A 1,468-nucleotide genomic window follows, 5' to 3' on the forward strand; every position below is an offset into this window, starting at 1 on the left:
GCGCGGCGACCGCCGCGGCGAGCGCGAGCGTGACGGCGATGCCGACGAGCGTGCCGACCGGCCACCCGCCGCCGACGGCGTTGCCCGGCACGACCGGCACCGCGATGGCCGGGTCGGCGAGCGAGACCCGGTACGCGGCCGGGGTCACCGGGGTCGCGTACGCCTGGTCGGTCGTCGTGACCACGAGTTGCAGGGCGTGCCCGGCCTCGACCGGCCGCACCACCCCGGGCAGCGTCACGGTCACCTCGGCGGTGCCGGACGACGGGATCGCCACCCGGACCGGGGCGATCTGGTTCGCCGGCAGCGTGCGGCTGCCGTCCGGGTTGAGGTCGTAGAGCTTGACGAACAGCACCGCCTCGCCGGTGCCGGACACCCGCAGCCGGACGGTCGACGAGCCGGTGATCAGCAGCTGCGAGTCGACGGGCGCGGTGGTGAACCGCGCGGACTGGCCGGGCGGGTCGAGGCTGAACAGTCCCGACAGCCGCGACGATCCGCTGACCAGCGCGTTCAGGCCGGGGATCCCGCTGACCGCGGCGGGCGTGCCGCCGGGCGGGTTGACGATCGTCTGCTCGTCGCCGTCGAGCTGCAGCGTCCGCCGCTGGGTCTGCGCGGGGTACTCGCCGGCGTCGACGGTGCGCACCGACGGCGAGCCCGACGCGCGCAGCGAGCCCTGCACGTCGTAGGAGAACCCGCTGAACGGGTTGCCGCCCTCGCCGGTGAGCTGGAACCACAGCCAGTCGCCGAGCTTCGCGCGCAGCTGCGGGCCCGGGCGGCCGCCGTCGTGCCCGCCGGTGTACCAGACCTGCTGCACCGTCCCGCCCGCCGCGGTGATCTGCCGCGCGGTGGCGTCGGACTGGTCGAGCCCGAACAGCGTGTCGGCCTCGCCCTGCACCAGCAGGGTCGGCGCGGTGATGTTCCCGGTGACCGCGGCGGGGGACAGGCGCTGCAGCAGGGCCGCGACCTGCGGGCTCACCTTGCCGGTCGTGGCCAGGTCGGCGTAGGCGCGGCAGATCTCGGCGGTGAACCGGCCGCACGTCGCCCCGCCGAGCTGCTGCGGCGCCTGCTGGGGGAGCGGCGCGGCGGCGGCCGAGCCGCCCCCGCCCGTGGTCCCGGCGGTCTGGGTGTCGTCGTTGGTCTCCTGGCCCGGCTCCGGCGCCTCCGCGCCCAGCCCGCCCGCGCCCGAGGGCGAGGTCCCGGCGGAGAAGAGCAGCCCGGCCCACGACCTCTTGAACACCCCGTCCGGGGAGAACGCGCCCGCCGCCGGGGTGCCCGCCGCGGGCGCCGCCGCCGCGGCCGCGTTCGGCGTGAGGCCCTGGGCCAGGTCGTTGTAGGTGATCACCGGCGTGATCGCGTCGACCCGCTTGTCCCGTCCGGCCAGCTGCACACCCGCGCGGTCCTCCGGCTGCGGGCTCGGCTCACGGAGCAGGCCGGGGTCTAGCCGGTCCACGGCTTCAGACGGATCGCCGAG

The 1,468-nt window shown here is 76.6% G+C and carries 1 protein-coding gene; it reads right to left on the reverse strand.

The window, feature by feature from the left end; genetic code table 11:
* Nucleotides 1–1,468, reverse strand: a 1,468-nt coding sequence (locus tag ABZ193_RS43580) for a CocE/NonD family hydrolase C-terminal non-catalytic domain-containing protein (protein WP_354714691.1), incomplete at both ends; no start/stop codon positions are given.

It is taken from the genome of Amycolatopsis sp. NPDC006125 (assembly GCF_040614195.1).
GTDB lineage: Bacteria > Actinomycetota > Actinomycetes > Mycobacteriales > Pseudonocardiaceae > Amycolatopsis_E > Amycolatopsis_E tucumanensis.